Below are 18,104 nucleotides of genomic sequence, written 5' to 3' on the forward strand. Positions count from 1 at the left end.
CACTTTCGCAACGCTCAAGGTTGCGAAAGTGGCTTTCGCAACCCTTCCCAGCTGACCGGGCCACAGGCGCGCATCGGCCGGGTGGGTCGAACACCCGCCCCACGCATTTAGTCCTCTAAATGCGTGGGGCGGTGTCGCCTTCGCGCGCGTGGGCACCGAGGTTGGATGTCGCGAAAGCCAGGCGGATTCATGGGGTCGTTGCAACATCCTTCGTGAGCTGGGAGTTGTGGTGGCTGGTGGGTTGGTGTTGCCGCGTGTGGTGCGGGTGCGGTTCTGGGATGCGGTGCGGGCGGGGTGTCTGCCTAAGCGTGCCGCCCGTTTGGTGGATGTGTCGCACGAGACCGGGCGGCGGTGGTTCGCGCAGGCTGGTGGGGTGATCGGGAACGCACCTGGCTCGTTGGGTGAGCGCTATCTGAGTTTGGCTGAGCGGGAGGAGATCTCTCGTGGTCTGTCCGGGGGTCTCTCGTATCGGGAGATCGCTCGGCAGCTGGGCAGGGCCCCGTCGACGATCAGCCGGGAGGTGACGAACAACGGTGGCCGGGGCGGGTATCGAGCGCATCGGGCGGAGTCGGCGGCGCGGGATCGGGCCCGGCGGCCGAAGACCGCGAAGCTGGCCGAGGCCGGTAATCGCGAGTTGCGGGATCATGTGCAGGCGCGGTTGCTGCAGGAGTGGTCTCCGGGGCAGATCACAGCCAGGCTGGCGATGGAGTTCCCCGACCGGCCGGAGATGCGAGTGTCACACGAGACGATCTACCAGTCCTTGTATGTGCAGAGCCGGGGAGCGCTGCGCCGCGAGCTCACCGCGTGTTTGCGGACAGGACGGGCGCTGCGCCGCCCGCGCAAGCAAGCACAGGCACGACGGTCACGGATCCCTGACCTCGTCGAGATCAGCGAACGGCCGGCCGAAGCCGAGGACCGGGCAGTCCCGGGGCATTGGGAAGGCGACCTGATCACCGGTGCCGGTAACAAGTCCGCGATCGGCACCCTCGTGGAACGCTCCACTCGGTTCGTCATACTGCTGCACCTGCCCCACGGCCACGATGCGATCCAGGTCCGGGACGCGATGATCGACGCGATCCAGACCCTCCCGCACCAGTTGCGGCGGTCACTGACCTGGGACCGGGGCAACGAGATGGCCCGTCACGCCGACATCACCCTCGCCACCGACCTGGCCATCTACTTCTGCGACCCGCACTCCCCATGGCAACGCGGGACGAACGAGAACACCAACGGCCTGCTTCGCCAGTACTTCCCCAAAGGGACCAACCTGCACCAGCACACCGCAGAACACCTCACCGCAGTCGCCGCACGACTCAACAGCCGCCCCCGCAAAACACTGGACTGGCACACCCCACTCGAAAAACTCACCACGCTACTGTCCTAAACAGAGCACGTTGCGACCACCGCATGAATCCGCCCCACTTTCGGGACACCAGGCGTCCCGAAAGTGGCTTTCGCGACACGGCCCGCGGGTGACGTGCGCCCGGCGCGTTTAGTCCTCTAAATGCGGTTCTCGGGGCACGCCACTACCGCATTTAGAGGACTAAACGCGGTAGTCGGGCAGGTCGATGCCGTTCACCACGTCCCGCATCTTCCGCGAAGCCAGCGCGGCGACCGGCTTCAGCCGCATCACCCGCATCATCACGTAGCGCATCCGCAGCGCGGCACGCGACTTCGCGAAGATCGACTCGGCGTTCTCCCGTCCCATCTCCTGCGTCTTCTCGACGAACTCGCGCATGACCGCCTCGTAGCGTTTGAGCCCGGTGTCGAGACCGGCGGCGAGCTCCCCGGCGAGGACGTACGCGCCGACGAACGCCAGGCTCGTGCCCTGTCCGGAGAGCGGCGAAGGGCAGAAAGCGGCGTCACCCAGCAGCCCGACGCGGCCACGCGACCAGGACTCCATGATCACCTGCGCGCACGAATCGAAGTAGAAGTCGGAGGCCTCGTCCATCCGGTCCAGCAGCCAGGGCGCCTCCCACTCCATCCCGGCCGCGAACCCGCGCACCAGCGCCTTCTGCGCCTCGACGTCGCGATAGTCGTAGTCCACCTTCTCCGCGGCGAACCCGAAGTAGGCCATCGCCTCGTCGCCGTCGCGGACCGCGCGGATCCCGGCGGACCGGCCGACGTCGTCGTAGCCGACGGCCCAGTTCCGCAGCCCGAGCCGGTTCGGCACGCTGAAGAACGCCAGGTACGAGCCCAAATGCCGGACGAACCGGGACTCGTCGCCGAAGGCCAGCGCACGCACTCCCGAATGCAGCCCGTCCGCTCCGACGACCAGGTCGTACGTCCGCCGCGCACCACCGGCGAAGGTGACGTCGACTCCGTCGGCCCGCTCGTCCAGCGCGGTGATCCGGTCGCCGAAGACGTACTCCGTCGTGTCCTTGGTCGCCTCGTAGAGCACCTCGGTCAGGTCGCCGCGCAGGATCTCGATCTCGGCGACGGCGCCGTCACCGCCGAAGTCGTCGGCGCGGATCGTGGCCTTCGTGCGGTTCTTGCGGTCGACGAGCGTCTCGCCCTTCGTGTCCGTGCAGGCGGCGCGGATACGTTCGTCAAGGCCCATCCGGCGCGCGACCTCCTTGGCCGTTCCGCGCAGGTCGACGGCCTGGCCGCCGGGGCGCAACGACGGCGCGCGCTCCACGACGGTCACCTGGAAGCCGTGCCGCGCGAGCCAGAAGGCGAGCGCCGGCCCGGCGACGCTCGCTCCGGAGATGAGGATCTTGGTGTCGGCCACCCTTGGGAAGGTCCCACGCATCACATCGCGGCGCAAAACGATTTCGTCGTAGGCTGGCGGCATGGCTGTCGTGAAGATCAACGCGATCGAGGTCCCCGAAGGCGCTGGCCCCGAGCTGGAGAAGCGGTTCGCCGCGCGGTTGCACGCCGTCGACAATCAGCCCGGTTTCCTCGGCTTCGAGCTGCTCCGCCCGGTCTCCGGCGAGACGCGCTACTTCGTCTACACCAAGTGGGAGTCCGAAGAGGCGTACCAGGCGTGGGCATCCGGCCCGGCGCGCGAGGCGCACGCGGGCGAGCGCGCGAAGCCGGTTTCCACCGGTGCGAACCTGCTGGAATTCGAGGTCGTCCAGGCTTCGAAGCCGGGTGAGTGAGCTCGAACGAGCCGCGGAACTGATCGACGGCGCCGGCGCGCTGCTCGTCTGCGCCGGTGCCGGGATGGGCGTCGACTCCGGCCTGCCCGATTTCCGGGGTGACGAAGGTTTCTGGAAGGCGTATCCGCCGTACGAGCGGCTGGGTATCAGCTTCGTCGAGCTCGCCGACCCGCGGCATTTCGCCGAAGATCCCGAGCTGGCCTGGGGTTTCTACGGGCACCGGCTCGCGTTGTACCGCGCTACCGTCCCGCACGACGGCTTCGGGCTCCTGCTGTCCTGGGGCGCGCGCAAGCCGGGCGGCACGCGCGCGTTCACGTCCAATGTGGACGGACAGTTCCAGAAAGCGGGCTACCCGGGTGTCGCCGAGGCGCACGGGTCCATCCATCACCTGCAGTGCCTCGACAGGTGCACCAAGGAGATCTGGCCCGCGGACGACGTCGCGGTCCCGATCGACGAAGACAGCATGCGCGCGCTGGAGCCGCTGCCGTCCTGCCCGCGCTGCGGCGGTCTCGCCCGGCCCAACATCCTGATGTTCGGCGACTACGACTGGCTCGGGCAGCGCAGCCAGGCCCAGCTCGACGAGCTGAACGCGTGGCGCCGCGAGCATCGCGACCTCGTGGTGGTGGAACTCGGCGCCGGGCAGGCCGTGCCGACGGTGCGGCGGTACTCGGAGCTGGCCAGCGCCGCGACCGGCGCCCTGGTGCGGGTCAATCCGCGTGAGCCGCGGATCCGGCACGGCCGCGGCGTTTCCCTGGCTGCCAACGGTCTCGAAACGCTCCAGGCACTGGACGCGCTGCTGAAGGGAACCATGCCCGCATAAGACGCGGCGAAGGGAGCTTTCGCCGCGTGTCATGCGGCGAAAGCTCCCTTCAGCCCGCTCTGGGCAGGACGATTTCCGCGTAGACGGCGTCGTGATCGCTGCCCGGCGTGTCCAGCACCTTGAAGTCCGCGATGGCCGTCCGCTTGTCCGCGAGCACGTGGTCGATCGGCACCGGCGGCACCAGCCCGTTCGTCCAGGTGCCCTCCAGCGCCTTCCCCAGCTGATCGGCCGCGTCCACGTATCCCCTGGTCAGCAGCTCACGGAAGAGCGCGTGGTCGAGGCTCGCGTTGAAGTCGCCCGCCAGGATCCGGATGTCGTGCTCGGCGTCGGCGTACGGCAGGTCCTTCGCCTCGTCGACCCACACGTGCCGGTCCCACATCGGCGCCGCCGGATGGACCGCGACGACCTCGATCCGGACACCGTCGCCGAGGTCCACGCTCGCGCTGGGCTGCTTGTAGTCGGAAGCGCCGCTCAGCTTCAGCGGCGTCAGCGGATACCTCGACACCAGCCCGGAGCCCGACGCCCACTCGGCCGGGTGCAGCACGTGATACGGCAGGACCTGGAACAACCCGGCCCGGTCGAGACCGGTGATCGCCTCGGGCGTCAGCTCGGTCAGGCTCAGGACGTCGACCCGGTGCTCCTTCACGTAGCCGACGATCCGCGCCGGATCCGCCTGCCCGCCGAGCATGTTCGACGCCAGCACGCGCACGTGTTTCCCGTCGAGCGCCTTCTGCTCGTTCGCGAAGGCCCTCGGCAGGACCAGGGACGCGATCGTGCAGGTCAGCACCAGCGCGACCACGCCGATCCACCAGCGGCGCAGCCCCAGCGCGAGGACGGCGAGCAGCAGCGTCGCGATCCCGGCGTACGGCGTGAGCGCGAGCGCCGCGATCGTGTACGTGTTGCCGTCGTAGCCCACCAGCCGTAACGCCGTCAGCACCGCGAACGGCACGACCGCCCCGATGAGCAGCCCGCTGACCAGCTTCCGCCCGGCGCCCTGGGGCACCACGCGTTCTTCGATCACCATGCCGTCGAGTATGCCGATCAAGAGCACTCCGGCGATCGTCTCCACAACACCTTCACAACCTCCCCACACCGCGTCTACCAGCGCATATCGGCTCCTGTCAGGTCTTGTCAGCCGCTGCCAGCGCGCTGTGCGCGGTCTGCCAGGCCTGGGGCGCATCTTGATCCGCGGGGCGAGATCCACAGGAGGAAACGATGACTCACGCGATCAGGGCCGAGGGCCTGGTCAAACACTATGGGGAGACGAAGGCGCTCGACGGGGTCGATCTGGAGGTCCCGGCGGGCAAGGTGGTCGGGGTGCTGGGGCCGAACGGCGCGGGGAAGACGACCGCCGTCCGGATCCTGGCCACCTTGATCCGGCCGGACCGCGGCCACGCGAGCGTCTTCGGATACGACGTCGTCAAGAACCCGATGGCGGTCCGGAGCATGATCGGGCTGACCGGGCAGTACGCGTCGGTCGACGAGGACCTTTCCGGTACGGAGAACCTCGTCCTGATCGGCAGGCTGCTGGAGTTCTCGAGGGCGGACGCGAAGAAGCGCGCTGCCGACCTGCTGGAGCGGTTCGAGCTGACCGACGCCGCCGGCCGCGCGATCAAGACCTACTCGGGTGGGATGCGGCGGCGGCTCGACCTCGCCGCGAGCCTGGTCGGCCGTCCCAAGGTGCTGTACCTGGACGAGCCGACCACCGGGCTCGACCCGCACGCCCGCAACGAGGTCTGGGCCGTGGTCCGGACGCTGGTCGCGGACGGGACGACGGTGCTGCTCACCACGCAGTACCTGGAGGAGGCCGACCAGCTCGCCGACACGATCACCGTGTTCGACCACGGGCACGTCGTGGCGAACGGGCGCGCCGACGAGCTCAAGCGGCGGACCGGCGGCCAGACGCTGCAGGTGCGGCCGTCCGCGCTCGCCGACCTCGACGCCGTCGAGCGCATCCTGGCCGGGCTCACCGGGGCCCGGCCGCACCGGGACGACGACACCGGGCTGCTCACCGCGCCCGTCGCCGACCCGGTCCTGCTGTCCACTTTGGTCCGCAAGCTGGACGAGGCCGGGATCACCGCGGACGAGCTGGCGCTGCGGCTGCCCAGCCTCGACGAGGTGTTCCTCGCGCTGACCGGAAAGAAGACCGACGAGTCCACCAAGGACACGACTCCGGAAGGGAGCCTGGTATGACGACCATCGCGGCACCACGGCGCGTTTCACCGTCGAGCGGCGTGCGGCACGGGCTTTCCCTCGCCTGGCGCGGCATCCTGAAGATCCGCAAGAACCCGGAGCAGCTGGCCGACGTCACCATCGCGCCGATCATCTTCCTGGTCATGTTCGTCTACCTGTTCGGTGGCGCGATCATGGGCAGCACCGAGGGCTATCTCCAGATGATCGTGCCCGGCATCATGGTGTTCAACATCCTGCAGGCCAGCATGACCGTCGGCGTCCAGCTGAACACCGACGTCACCAAGGGCGTGTTCGACCGGTTCCGCGCGATGCCCATCGCCAGGTCCGCGCCGCTGATCGGCGCCGTACTGGCCGATATCGTGCGCTACCTGGTGTGCCTGGTCGTGCTGATGGTCGTCGCGACGATCATGGGTTACCGCGTCCAGACCGGGCCTGCCGAGTTCGCCCTGGCGATCGCGCTCGTCATCGCGTTCGCGCTGTCGTTCTGCTGGGCCTCGGTGTTCGTCGGGATGCTGGTGAAGAGCCCGGGCGCGGTGCAGGGCCTGATGTTCGTGGTGCTGATGCCGCTGACCTTCGGCAGCAACGTCTTCGTCCCGACCGGCACCATGCCCGGCTGGCTGAAGGCGTGGGCCGACATCAGCCCGGTGACGCAGATGTCCGACGTCCTGCGCGGGCTGATGAACGGCGGGCCGATCGCCGGGCCGCTGACCGGTTCGCTGATCTGGATGGCGGCCGCGATCGCGGTCTTCTTCCCGCTCGCCACGTGGGCTTACCGGAAGCGCGTCTGACGGGGGTCAGGGGGAACGCGCGTGAAGGGCTCCTCGCCGCTGCCGGGCGAGGAGCTCTTCTTCACGCGCTCGCCTCCTGACGGATCCAGGCGACCAGGTCCGGGCGCGACAGACCGGCGTCCTGGACGAGGAGCTCTTGGTAGCGCTCCTCGCCGAAATGCTCGCGAAGGTCGTCGATGAGCTGCCGGATACCGGGTTCCCCGAGGTCCAGCCTGCCGCGCAGCAGGTTCGCCGCGCCGAGCAGCCGGACGGCCGTCTCGGGCTTCCCCTGCCGGAACCGGATCAGGCCGCAGACCTCCACGATCCGGCCGAGATCGGGCATGTCACCGCGTTCCGCGGTGGATTTCACGACGATCCCGGCACCGCGCGCGGCCTCGTCCAGCTCCCCGGCGGCCAGCGCGATCTCGGTGTCGATGTACCCGCCGAACTCGTCGCCGAAGAGGCCCGGCATCGGCACCGACGCCATCCGCTCCCGGAACCGGGCGCCGACCGCGCGTGCCTCGTCGATCCGCCCGGCGCGGCAGAGCAGATCGGCCTTGCCCACCAGCACCATCACCGCGAGCTGGTCGTTGCCCGTGTCGACCGCGTAGCGCTCCGCCTCGCGCATCTCGCGCATCGCCGTCTCGAGGTCCCCGGCCCGGGCGTACTCCGTCGCGAGCCGCCAGCGCTGCTGGATCACGTCGTCCTGCGACCCCAGTTCGAGCGCGAGGGCGAGACCTCGCCGGTACAGCGCGATCGCGGCCTCGTGATCGCCCGACATCGAGATGTCGCCCGCCTTCATGCCCACGGCCATCGCGGTGCCCCAGCGATCGCCCACGGCCGTGAATCCTTCGTACGCCTTGTCCCTGGCCTTGTCCGCGCCGTCGGGGTCTCCGTCGTCCGCGAGCAGGAAACTGTGCGCCCACGACCCCGCCGACCTGGCCCACGGGTCGGGGCTCGCCAGCGCCCGCTCGACCTCACGACGCGCCAGTTCCTTGTTCTGGCTGAAGAAGGCCAGCATGGGCAGCCCGATCGCCAGCCCGGCGAACCGGGTGTGCGCGTTCGTCCGCACGCAGTCGTCGATGAGCTCCCGCACGGCCTCGGGGTCGCCGATACCCGGCACCATGCCGGTGATCGCGCGCATCGCCCGGAACGCGGCCGCGAAGTCGTCCTCCAGGCGTTCTCCGAAGGTGAGCACTTCGTCGACGAAGGCCTCGCCCCGGTCGTTGTCCCCCTTGACCAGCCAGTACCAGAAGGTGCCGCCGTACAGCCGGGTCGCCATTTCCACGTCGCCGGCGTCGATGGCCTGGCGGAGCGAGGTCACGATGTTGCCGTGCTCCGCGTCGTAGCGGGAGATCGCGATGAGCTGATCCGCCGTCCGCAGCATCGGCTCCAGCCGCTCGGCGAGCTGGGCGTAGTAGCGGTGGTATGCCTTTGTGAGCTGTTCTCGCTCTTGGGCTTCGTCGAGACGTTCCGCCGCGTACGCCCGGATGGTCTCCAGCATGCGGTAGCGCGGCTCGCCGTGGTCTCCGGCGATGGCGTCCACAATGGACTTTTCGACCAGCGAGCCGAGGACGTACAGGGCGTCTTCGACGGGCAGGCCGTCACCGGCGCAGACGCTCTCGACCGCTTCCACCTCGGCACCGGCCCCGAAGACCGACAGCCGCCTCGCGAGCACGCGTTCGGCGTCGTCGAGCAGGTCCCAGCTCCACTCGACGACGGCCCGCAGCGTGCGCTGCCGCGGCAGCGCGGTGCGGCTGCCGGAGGTCAGCAGGCGGAACCGGTCGTCGAGCCGCCGCGAGATCTGCGCGACCGTCATCGAGCGCAGCCGCGCGGCCGCCAGTTCCAGTGCCAGCGGCATCCCGTCCAGCCGGTGGCAGATCTGCGCGACGTCGTCCACAGTGGACTCGTCGAGCACGAAGTCCGGGCGGACGGCCACCGCACGGTCGACGAACAGCCGGATCGCGCCCGCCTCGGCCGCTTGGGAGACGGTCGGTGTGCCTTCCGGGACGGACAGCGGACCGAGCGGGCACAGCGTCTCACCGTCGATGGCCAGCGCTTCCCGGCTCGTCGCGAGGATCCGCAGAGTCGGCACGCGGCGCAACAGGGTGTTCGTCAGTTCCGCGGCCGCGTCGACCAGATGCTCGCAATTGTCCAGCACCAGCACCGATTCACCGGCGCCCAGCGTCTCCACGACCCTGGCCAGCGCGTCCACCGGGCGGCGCATCGGATCGCCGCCGTGCGAGAGGCCGAGATCCCACAGCTCCAGCGCGGCGAAGACCGCGCCGGGCAGGTCTCCCGGATCGCGGACGCCGGCGAGCGGCACGAACCAGACACGTCCGCGCGCGTGCGCCGGATGCCGCGTCGCGACCTCGGTGGCCAGCCGTGTCTTCCCGGCGCCGCCGGGCCCGACGAGCGTCACCAGCCGCGCACCCGCGAGCAGCTCCGCGACCAGCTTCAGCTCGTCGTCGCGGCCGACGAAACTGGTGAGCCGCACCGGAAGATGATCGGCGGCCGCGGGCGGCGGGCCGAGTTCACCGCGCAACGCGGCGAGATGGATCTCCCGGAGTTCGGCCGACGGGTCGACGCCGAGCTGATCGGCCAGCGCCGCCCGGACCTCCTCGTAGACGGCGAGGGCGTCGGACTGCCGGTCCGCCGCGCACAACGCCCGGATCCACAGCCCGGCGAGGCGTTCACGCAGCGGATGCCGCGTGGCCGCCTCCTTGAGATCGGCCAGGACCCGGTCGTGCCCGCCGAGGCGGATCTCCGCCTCGAAACGATCTTCGGCGGCTTCGAGACGCAGATCCTCCAGCCGGGTCGCCGGTGCCCGCGCGAACGGGGCATCGAGCACGTCGGACAGCGCCTGACCTCGCCAAAGGCCCAGCGCTTCGGCGAGAATCGCGGCCGCACCGGCGTCCCGGCCGGCCGCCAGCTCCGCGCGGCCCTCCGCGGCCAGGCGCTCGAAGCGGCACACGTCGACGTCCTCGCGGGCGACGTCCAGGCGGTAACCGCCGGGGCCGGAGTCGAGGGTGACGTCGTCGGCACGCAGCACCTTGCGCAACCGCGAGACCAGGGATTGCAGCGCGTTCGCCGCGTCGGCGGGCGGCTCCGCGCCCCAGAGACCGTCGACGAGGGACGTCGCCGGGACGGCACGGCCGGGCTCCAGCGCGAGCCTGGCCAGGAGCATGCGGAGGCGAGCACCGCCGATGTCGACCGGGGTGCCGTCACCGGCCTCCGCACCGACCGGGCCCAGCAGCGTCACACGCACGACCCCCAGCTTTCCAGAAGCCGCAAACGGATAGCCCGTCCAGGCCGTGTTCATCAGAGCGCGCTCTCGGACTCCAGACCTCTTTCAGGCTGTGTTCATCAGAGCGCGCTCTCGACTCCAGACCTCTTTCAGGCGACGGAAGTGGGGATTATCCGGGCACGAAGGATCTTTCCGGGCGGACGGCCGTGGTCACGGCGCTACGTTCGTGACCGAGTCACAGCCGATCGACTGGGAGCGTGAATGAGGTACCGGAGTACGGCCGTCATCGCCGCCGTTCTGGCCGCGAGTGTCCTCGGCGGCGGGACCGCCCTCGCCGACACCGGGAAACCCGGCGCCGACGGCGCGGGCGACAGCTACTACCCGCAGGACGGCAACGGCGGCTACGACGTCGGCGACTACAACCTGAAAATCGGCTACGAGCCCGCCACCAAGCAGCTCACCGGCTTGCAGACGATCACCGGACGGACCACGCAGGCGCTGAGCTCGTTCAACCTCGACCTGCGCGGGCTGACCGTCGACTCGGTCAAGGTGAATGGACGGAAGGCGGCCTTCACCCGCACCGGCGACCACGAACTCGTGATCACCCCGGCGCGGTCGCTGCGGAACCACGAGCGGTTCACCGCCGAAATCGCGTATCACGGTGTCCCGCAACCGATCGAGGATCCGGCGCTGGGTGAGAACGGCTGGCAGTACGCGAAATCCGGCGGCGCGTTCGTCGCGGGCGAGCCGAAATCCGCGACCACCTGGTACCCGGTCAACGACACCCCGCGCGACAAGGCGACCTTCCACCTCGCCGTCACCGTGCCGTCGGAATGGGGTGTCATCTCGAACGGCCGCGAGCGCGGGAAGTTCGCTTCGGGGAACAACACCACGTACGTCTGGGCCGAGGAGACCCCGGCCGTTCCCTACATGACGACCGTCGCGATCGACAAATGGGAGTTCGAGCGGACGAAGCTGTCCGACGGCACCCCGGTCGTCAACGCCTACGCCCCCGGCACCCCCGCGTCGACCAAGCAGGCCGAGGCGCGGCTGCCGGAGATCATCGACTTCCTGGCGTCGAAGTTCGGGCGCTACCCGGTGGACGCGGCGGGCGGCATCTTCCTCGCCGAGCCGATCGGGTTCTCGCTGGAGACGCTGAGCAGGCCGATCTATTCGGGTGCGGCGGGCAACGTCCCGACGATCGTGCACGAGAACGCCCACCAGTGGTGGGGCGACTCGGTCGCCGTCGACAAGTGGAAGGACGTCTGTCTCAACGAATGCTTCGCCTCGTACGCGGAATGGCTGTGGTCGGAAGCGAAATCGGGCCAGGACCTCAAGGCGCGCTACCTGACCGCCGTGCAGAAGGCGACGGACCGGTTCTGGGCCGGGAAGCTGTACGACATGGGGCCCGGCAACGAATTCACCTACGTCTACTCGAAGGGCCCGGTGGCGCTGCACGCGCTGAAGAACTACATCGGCGCGGCGCCGTTCGACCGCGTCCTGAAGACGTGGCCGGCCATCCACCGCGACGGCAACGCGAGCCTGCCGGAGTTCCAGAAGTTCGCCGAACGCGTCGCGCACAAGAACCTCCAGGGCTTCTTCGACGCGTGGTTCTACGGCAACACCAAACCGGCGCCCGAGTTCCTCTACCCGGGGGACCTCAAGCCGGCCGCCTGAGGCGCGTCACACGTTAGGGTGAGGGCATGACGTCAGTGCTCCTCACCGGTTTCGAACCGTTCGGCGGTGAGCGGGTGAACCCGTCGTGGCAGGCGGTTTCCCTGCTCACCGGCCGTCGGCACGACACCGTCGCCGTCGAACTGCCGTGCGTGTTCTCGCGTTCGCTGGTCACCTTGCGCGACGCGATCGACGAGTACCGCCCGGATCTGGTGATCTGCGTCGGCCAGGCGGGCGGGCGTCCCGACGTCACCCCGGAGCGGGTCGCGATCAACCTGATCGACGCCCGTATCCCGGACAACGCGGGGTCGCAGCCCGTCGACGTCCCGGTCATCCCGGGCGGGCCGAACGCGTACTTCACCACGCTGCCGGTGAAGGCGTGTGTCACCGGGATCGAGGCCGCGGGGCTTCCGGCGTCGGTCTCGCACACCGCCGGGACGTACGTGTGCAACCAGGTCTTCTACGGGCTGATGCACTTGCTGGACAACGATTTTCCCGGGGTGCGCGGCGGTTTCGTGCACGTGCCGTACACGCCGGAGCAGGCCGCGCGGACGACCGCGCCGAGCCTGGCCGTGCACCGCGCCGCCGAGGCGCTGGAGATCATCGTGGAGACCTCGCTGTCGGTGACCGAAGACCTTTCGACACCGGCGGGCACCCTGCACTGATCAAGGTTTGAGCTGCGCGGTGAAGAACTCGACCATCTCCGCGGTCGTCCGCGCGGAGCCGTCGCTGCGGGTCGAGACGAGCATCGCGCTCAGCGGCGCGTCTTCGGTCCCGAAGAGCACGATGCCGCTTCGCGCGCCTACGCCCGCCACGTAGCGCCCTCGGAGTCCGTCGGCCGCCCAGGTGCCCTCCGCGGGTTTGCCCTTGGTCATGCGCTGCCGGACGCCGTCCTCCAGGCCGGTCATCGCGACGCCCTGGTAGTAGTTGATCGCGTTCGACCCCTTGTCGTCCTTGAACACGCAGGTGACCGCCGACGACGCGCCCACCGTGGCGGCGGCGTCGGGCGCGTCCCGGCACTCGTCCCGCTGCGGGATGACGGCGGCGATCCGGCGGAGGCAGTCCGTGAACCCCTGCGCGTCCTTCGTCCCGGGCTGATCGCAGCTCACCGGTTTCGCCGGGGCGGGTCCGGCGACCGGCTCGTCTTCGCCGCCGCTGAGCAGGACGATCGTCGTCACGATCGCCGCGAGGGCGAGCGCGACGACGCCGTAGGTCGTGGGCTTCTGCCAGTTCCGGCCCGGCGGTGGCGGCGTCCAGCGTGGTGGCTGCGGGCGCTGTTGCCGGACCGGCGGCGGTTGCTGAACGGGCTGCTGCCGCACCGGCGGCGCGACCGGCGCGAAGGCGGGCACCGTCAGCTGGGAATCCTCGCCACCGGCGGGCACGTGGAGCAGCCCGAACGCGACCGCCGTCTCCGGCTGATCCTGGGTCGTCGGCGCGATCCTGAGCTGATTCGCCAGCAGGCTCGCGAGCAACGGCATCCGGCTCGGCCCGCCGACGAGGTAGACGCCACCGAGGCGGTCCGGGGACAGCCCGGCACGGCGGATCGTGGTGGCCAGCAGCTCGGCGCTGCGCAGGAAACTCGGGCGGACGAGCGCCTCGAGCTCCATCCGCGTCACCCGCACGTCGCCGAACGGCTCCGGCATCGGGATCTCGGTCTGCTGATGGCGGGACAGGCTTTCCTTGGCGTCACGGACGTCCTGCAGCAACGACCGGCGCGTCCGGCGGTCGCTGACCGACTGCGGGCGCAGGATCCGTTGCCAGCGCGCGGGTTCGGAATGCGAGACCTCGCGGCCGATGTGCACCAGGAGCGCCTGGTCGATGTCGAGACTGCCGAGGTCGGGCAGACCGTCCTCGGCCAGCACGGCGAAACCCTGCGCGCTGACCCCGACCACCGCGCAGTCGAAGGTGCCCGCCCCGAGGTCGTACACCGCGATCGGACCGGGCGGCCGGTGACCGTTGTTCAGCGAGGCGTAATGCGCGGCGGCGGCGACCGGCTCGGGAATGAGCATCGTCGTACCGAAACCGGCCTTGAGCGCGGCGTCGCGGAGGATCTGCTTGCGATCCGGGCCCCAGCCCGCGGGATGCGAGATGCGCACCTGGGCGGGCAGACGCTGGAGCAGCAGCTCGGCCTCTTCGCCGACCCGGCGCAGGACCGCGGCGAAGGCGTCGGCGATGGGGAGCGAGAGGTCACCGAGCTGGAGCGCGCCCTCGTCGATGCGGCGCTTCGGGTTCGGCTCGAACCGGCTCGGATCCAGCCGGGCCCGGCGTTCGGCGTCGCGGCCGACGAAGACCGTGCCGTCCTTGTCGGCGTAGATCGCGGACGACATCGTCACCGACCCGTCGATCTCGACGACCTGCGTCCCCCTGCCGTGGATCGAAAGCACCCCCACCGTGCTGGAGGTACCGAAATCGATCGCCAGAACGTCCACCTGTCCCCCTCCCGGACCCGAGGGCATCGTCTCACGCGAAGATCGGGAGACCGGGGCGGGTTCAGACGGCGGTGGAAATGGTGACGTCGCGATCGTCGAAATCGGCGACCACGCGCATGCGGCCACCCAAGGCGCCGATGTACCTGCGGAGCGTGTCCAATTCCATCTGGCTCGGATCACCCTGCTCGAGCTGGCTGATCCGCGGCTGGCTGACGCCCATCCGCTTGGCGACCTCGGCCTGGCTCAGTCCGACGTCCTCACGCAGTCGCGACAGCCGGAAGCCGAGAACGTACGCCTGAGTGGCTTCTCGCGCCTCGGCCCGCGCTGCTTCGACGTCGCGGCCGGCGTCACGGTCCGCGGCGAGCTTTTCGGCCTTGACCTCTTTCCAGGACCGACCCATTTCAGCCTTCCTCCATCGCGTCCAGATGGTGCCGGTATCGCTCCTCCGCGATCGGGATGTTGATGTCGTACCACCGTTTCCAGTTTCCGGCCTTGTCACCGGCCACCAGGAGCACGGCCCTGCGCGCCGGATCGAAGACGAACAAGATCCTGATCTCGGTATGCCCGGCCGACGCCGGGCGTAGCTCTTTCAAGTTGTGTCTTCGCGATCCGCTGATCCGGTCGACCAGCGGCCGCCCGAGCCGGGGACCTTCACGAGCCAGCATGTCGATCGCCTCTTCGACCCGGTCGGCCGTACGCGGTTCTTCCCGACACAGCACCGCGAACCAGCGATCCACTTCCTCGTGAAGTTCGATCTCCCACTGCATCAGCCGACCATAATGTAGACCTTATATCGGTCGAGGCCCGAAGACCAGAGTTCCCACGAAGGTGCGCTTCCGCCTTGGCACCTTCCGCAACCGCAAGGACCGCACGCGAGTTCCGCCTCCAATCACGTGAGTCCCGCGCCCAATCACGCGTGTCGTCCACCCACACACGAATGGCGTCCGTACGGAAAGACGGAACTCGCGTGATTGAAGGCGTAACTCACGTGATTGGGAGGCGAACTCGCGTGATTGAAGGCGTAACTCACGTGATCAGACGGACGACACGGCCGCGAACGCGGAAGTGCCCGCCGCGGCGAACCGCGACGGGCACTTCCGGAACCGAAAGGACTTACTCGCCCTCGGTTTCACCGTTCTCTTCGGTCGAGCCGGCACCGATGCTCACCGGCGGGGCGTCCGGGACGGACGAGGGCCGGGCTTCGCCACGGAAGACGAAGTGCGCCTTGTCGTCCTTCTCGCCCTCTTCGTCGTTCCAGCCTTCGACGTCGACCAGGATGATCTGCCCGGCCTGGACCTCGCCGAACAGGATCTTCTCCGACAGCTGGTCCTCGATCTCGCGCTGGATCGTGCGACGCAGCGGCCGCGCGCCCAGCACCGGGTCGAAGCCGCGCTTGGCGAGCAGCGACTTGGCCTTGGGCGTGAGCTCCAGCTCCATGTCCTTGGCCTTGAGCTGCGTCTCGACGCGGGCGATCATCAGATCGACCATCTCGATGATCTGTTCCTTGGTCAGCTGGTGGAAGACGATGATGTCGTCGATCCGGTTCAGGAACTCCGGCCGGAAATGCTTCTTCATCTCCTCGTTGACCTTTTGCTTCATCTTCTCGTACCGGTTGGTGCTGTCACCGCCGGACGAGAACCCGAGCGAAACGGACTTGGAGATGTCCGAGGTGCCCAGGTTCGAGGTGAAGATGAGCACGGTGTTCTTGAAGTCGACCGTACGACCCTGACCGTCGGTGAGACGACCGTCTTCGAGGACCTGCAGGAGCGTGTTGTAGATCTCCTGGTGGGCCTTCTCGATCTCGTCGAACAGCACCACCGAGAACGGCTTGCGCCGCACCTTCTCGGTCAGCTGGCCACCCTCTTCGTAGCCGACGTAGCCCGGAGGGGCACCGAAGAGCCGCGAAGCGGTGTAGCGGTCGTGGAACTCGCCCATGTCGATCTGGATGAGCGCGTCGTCCTCGCCGAACAGGAACGCCGCGAGCGCCTTGGACAGCTCGGTCTTACCGACACCGGACGGGCCGGCGAAGATGAACGAGCCGGACGGGCGCTTCGGGTCCTTCAGGCCGGCACGGGTGCGGCGGATCGCCTGGGAGACGGCCTTGACCGCGTCCTCCTGGCCGATGATCCGCTTGTGCAGCTCCTCCTCCATGCGGAGCAGACGCGTGGTCTCCTCCTCGGTGAGCTTGAACACCGGGATACCGGTCCAGTTGGCGAGGACCTCGGCGATCTGCTCCTCGTCGACCTCGGCGACGACGTCGAGGTCGCCGTCCTTCCACTGCTTCTCCCGCTCGCCCTTCTGGCCGAGGAGGGTCTTCTCCTCGTCGCGGAGGCGGGCGGCGCGCTCGAAGTCCTGCGCGTCTATCGCGGACTCCTTGTCCCTGCGGACGTCGGCGATCTTCTCGTCGAACTCGCGCAGGTCCGGCGGCGCGGTCATCCGGCGGATGCGCATCCGGGCGCCGGCCTCGTCGATCAGGTCGATCGCCTTGTCCGGGAGGAAGCGGTCGTTGATGTAGCGGTCCGCGAGGGTGGCCGCCTGCACCAGCGCGCCGTCGGTGATCGAGACGCGGTGGTGCGCCTCGTACCGGTCACGCAGACCCTTCAGGATCTCGATCGTGTGCTCGAGCGACGGCTCGCCGACCTGGATCGGCTGGAAGCGGCGCTCCAGCGCGGCGTCCTTCTCGATGTACTTGCGGTACTCCTCGAGCGTGGTCGCGCCGATGGTCTGCAGCTCGCCACGGGCCAGCATCGGCTTCAGGATCGACGCGGCGTCGATCGCGCCCTCGGCGGCACCCGCGCCGACGAGCGTGTGCAGCTCGTCGATGAACAGGATGATGTCGCCGCGGGTCTTGATCTCCTTGAGCACCTTCTTCAGGCGCTCTTCGAAGTCACCGCGGTACCGGGAACCGGCGACCAGGGAGCCGAGGTCGAGGGTGTAGAGCTGCTTGTCCTTCAGCGTCTCGGGCACCTCGCCCTTGACGATGTTCTGCGCGAGCCCCTCGACGACGGCCGTCTTGCCGACGCCGGGCTCACCGATGAGGACCGGGTTGTTCTTGGTGCGCCGCGACAGCACCTGCATGACCCGCTCGATCTCTTTGCCCCGGCCGATGACCGGGTCGAGCTTGCCTTCGCGGGCCTGGACGGTCAGGTTGCGGCCGAACTGGTCGAGCACCAGCGACGACGACGGGGTGCCTTCACCGCGTCCGGAGCCGGTCTCGGTCGACTCCTTGCCACCCTGGTAGCCCGACAGCAGCTGCAGGACCTGCTGACGCACCCGGTTGAGGTCCGCGCCGAGCTTGACGAGCACCTGTGCGGCGACGCCTTCTCCTTCGCGGATCAGCCCGAGCAGGATGTGCTCGGTGCCGATGTAGTTGTGGCCGAGCTGCAGCGCTTCGCGCAGGGACAGCTCAAGCACCTTCTTGGCCCGCGGGGTGAAGGGGATGTGCCCGCTCGGGGCCTGCTGCCCCTGGCCGATGATCTCCTCGACCTGCTGGCGGACGCCCTCCAGCGCGATGCCCAGCGATTCCAGCGCCTTGGCGGCGACACCTTCACCCTCGTGGATCAGACCCAGGAGGATGTGCTCGGTGCCGATGTAGTTGTGGTTGAGCATCCTGGCCTCTTCTTGGGCCAGGACGACCACCCGCCTCGCGCGGTCGGTGAACCTCTCAAACATGTGCACTCCCTCGACTGCTGCGACGGCGGCCCGTTTCCATCGTGCTTTCACCGCGATGGATTCAGCACCGTGAGACCACTCTAGTAGCCATGCGGTCGCGCTGGCGTACCACTACGGCTGATTGCGGCCCGTTCGCGCCCCGGCCGTTCTCCGGCCGTGCGCTCTTTCATCTTCCGGTTGCCCTGCACCTTTACGTCAAGC

At 68.9% G+C, this 18,104-nt stretch carries 14 protein-coding genes; 7 read left to right on the top strand and 7 right to left on the bottom strand.

Going from position 1 to position 18,104, the window contains the following annotated elements; translation table 11 throughout:
- Window positions 1-226: 226 nt before the first annotated feature.
- Entirely contained in the window at window positions 227-1,384 is a 1,158-nt protein-coding gene (locus ACOCEP_RS08080; RefSeq protein WP_482332473.1) for an IS30 family transposase, read from the top strand.
- 159 nt (window positions 1,385-1,543) lie between these two features.
- Here ACOCEP_RS08080 and ACOCEP_RS08085 read toward each other — a convergent pair whose 3' ends face one another.
- Window positions 1,544-2,752 (bottom strand): FAD-dependent monooxygenase, encoded by a 1,209-nt coding sequence (locus tag ACOCEP_RS08085; RefSeq protein WP_482336644.1) that lies wholly within the window; start codon window positions 2,750-2,752, stop codon window positions 1,544-1,546.
- Window positions 2,753-2,792: 40 nt separating this feature from the next.
- Here ACOCEP_RS08085 and ACOCEP_RS08090 point away from each other — a divergent pair, with 40 nt between their 5' ends.
- Both ACOCEP_RS08090 and ACOCEP_RS08095 read left to right on the top strand, forming a co-directional pair.
- On the top strand, window positions 2,793-3,101 hold the full coding sequence (locus ACOCEP_RS08090) for an antibiotic biosynthesis monooxygenase family protein (RefSeq protein WP_192743939.1): 309 nt from the start codon (window positions 2,793-2,795) through the stop codon (window positions 3,099-3,101).
- Window positions 3,094-3,921, top strand: a complete 828-nt coding sequence (locus tag ACOCEP_RS08095; protein WP_482336645.1) for an SIR2 family NAD-dependent protein deacylase — start codon at window positions 3,094-3,096, stop codon at window positions 3,919-3,921. The genes ACOCEP_RS08090 and ACOCEP_RS08095 overlap by 8 nt, the downstream gene beginning before the upstream one ends.
- Before the next feature lie 49 nt (window positions 3,922-3,970).
- On the opposite strand, the gene ACOCEP_RS08100 is transcribed toward ACOCEP_RS08095, so the two are convergent.
- Window positions 3,971-4,945, bottom strand: a complete 975-nt coding sequence (locus ACOCEP_RS08100; RefSeq protein ID WP_482339641.1) for an endonuclease/exonuclease/phosphatase family protein — start codon at window positions 4,943-4,945, stop codon at window positions 3,971-3,973.
- 191 nt (window positions 4,946-5,136) lie between these two features.
- On the opposite strand from ACOCEP_RS08100, the gene ACOCEP_RS08105 reads away from it, so the two are divergent.
- On the top strand, window positions 5,137-6,114 hold the full coding sequence (locus ACOCEP_RS08105; RefSeq protein WP_378370214.1) for an ATP-binding cassette domain-containing protein: 978 nt from the start codon (window positions 5,137-5,139) through the stop codon (window positions 6,112-6,114).
- Window positions 6,111-6,902 carry an ABC transporter permease gene (locus ACOCEP_RS08110; RefSeq protein ID WP_192743942.1) on the top strand — a complete coding sequence of 264 codons (792 nt, stop codon included), beginning with the start codon at window positions 6,111-6,113 and terminating at the stop codon, window positions 6,900-6,902. Before ACOCEP_RS08105 ends, ACOCEP_RS08110 begins: the two co-directional genes overlap by 4 nt.
- 61 nt (window positions 6,903-6,963) lie before the next feature.
- Here ACOCEP_RS08110 and ACOCEP_RS08115 read toward each other — a convergent pair whose 3' ends face one another.
- Window positions 6,964-10,149 (bottom strand): ATP-binding protein, encoded by a 3,186-nt coding sequence (locus ACOCEP_RS08115; RefSeq protein WP_482336647.1) that lies wholly within the window; start codon window positions 10,147-10,149, stop codon window positions 6,964-6,966.
- A 240-nt stretch (window positions 10,150-10,389) separates the two neighbouring features.
- Between ACOCEP_RS08115 and ACOCEP_RS08120 the strand changes: the two genes are divergently transcribed.
- Window positions 10,390-11,805 (top strand): M1 family metallopeptidase, encoded by a 1,416-nt coding sequence (locus ACOCEP_RS08120; RefSeq protein ID WP_482336649.1) that lies wholly within the window; start codon window positions 10,390-10,392, stop codon window positions 11,803-11,805.
- A gap of 26 nt (window positions 11,806-11,831) precedes the next feature.
- Window positions 11,832-12,467, top strand: coding sequence for a pyroglutamyl-peptidase I (gene pcp, locus ACOCEP_RS08125; protein ID WP_482336650.1), 636 nt, complete (start codon window positions 11,832-11,834; stop codon window positions 12,465-12,467).
- Here pcp and ACOCEP_RS08130 read toward each other — a convergent pair whose 3' ends face one another.
- The 4 genes from ACOCEP_RS08130 to ACOCEP_RS08145 all read right to left on the bottom strand — a co-directional run bounded on the left by ACOCEP_RS08130 (window position 12,468) and on the right by ACOCEP_RS08145 (window position 17,903).
- Window positions 12,468-14,231: an Hsp70 family protein gene (locus tag ACOCEP_RS08130; protein WP_482336652.1), complete on the bottom strand. Its 1,764-nt coding sequence runs from the start codon at window positions 14,229-14,231 to the stop codon at window positions 12,468-12,470.
- 61 nt (window positions 14,232-14,292) lie between these two features.
- Window positions 14,293-14,631: a helix-turn-helix domain-containing protein gene (locus ACOCEP_RS08135; protein ID WP_482336654.1), complete on the bottom strand. Its 339-nt coding sequence runs from the start codon at window positions 14,629-14,631 to the stop codon at window positions 14,293-14,295.
- Between the two features lies 1 nt (window position 14,632).
- Window positions 14,633-14,998, bottom strand: coding sequence for a type II toxin-antitoxin system RelE/ParE family toxin (locus ACOCEP_RS08140; protein WP_482336655.1), 366 nt, complete (start codon window positions 14,996-14,998; stop codon window positions 14,633-14,635).
- 346 nt (window positions 14,999-15,344) lie between these two features.
- Window positions 15,345-17,903, bottom strand: a complete 2,559-nt coding sequence (locus ACOCEP_RS08145; protein WP_482336656.1) for an ATP-dependent Clp protease ATP-binding subunit — start codon at window positions 17,901-17,903, stop codon at window positions 15,345-15,347.
- Window positions 17,904-18,104 lie beyond the last annotated feature (201 nt).

It is taken from the genome of Amycolatopsis sp. CA-211722 (assembly GCF_056828465.1).